We start from the raw sequence: 551 nt of genomic DNA, 5'->3' as shown, positions 1-551 counted from the left end.
CTCCCGCAACATGAATCCGAATTGAAGGAGTACACACATGGCTCTGCTCACCATCGGCGACCAGTTCCCGGCCTACAACCTCACCGCCGTCATCGGCGGCGACCTCTCGAAGGTCGACGCGCAGCAGCCGGACGACTACTTCACCACGGTCACCAGCGACGACCACGCGGGCAAGTGGCGCGGCGTCTTCTTCTGGCCGACGGACTTCACCTTCGGCTGCCCCACCGAGATCGCCGCCTTCGGCAAGCTGAACGACGAGTTCGCCGACCGCGACACCCAGGTGCTCGGCGCCTCGATCGACTCGGAGTTCGTCCACTTCCAGTGGCGCGCCCAGCACGAGGACCTCAAGACCCTCCCCTTCCCGATGCTCTCGGACCTCAAGCGCGAGTTGGTCGAGGCCACCGGCGTCCTCAACGCCGACGGCGTCGCCGATCGCGCCACCTTCATCATCGACCCGAACAACGAGATCCAGTTCGTGTCGGTCACCGCGGGCTCGGTCGGCCGCAACGTCGACGAGGTCCTGCGCGTGCTCGACGCCCTGCAGTCCGACG

General features: G+C 66.2%; 1 protein-coding gene. It reads left to right on the top strand.

The annotated features are described in order from the left end of the window. Nucleotides 1-37: 37 nt before the first annotated feature. Nucleotides 38-551 (top strand): peroxiredoxin (locus L3N39_RS18860; RefSeq protein WP_237258964.1); only part of this gene is annotated, 514 nt, incomplete at its 3' end.

This window comes from Pseudomonas oligotrophica, assembly GCF_021726475.1.
In the GTDB taxonomy this organism is placed as follows: Bacteria; Pseudomonadota; Gammaproteobacteria; order Pseudomonadales; family Pseudomonadaceae; genus Stutzerimonas; species Stutzerimonas oligotrophica.
The sequence above is the reverse complement of the archived record's forward strand: the minus strand, read 5'-3'. Positions and strand labels throughout refer to the sequence as shown.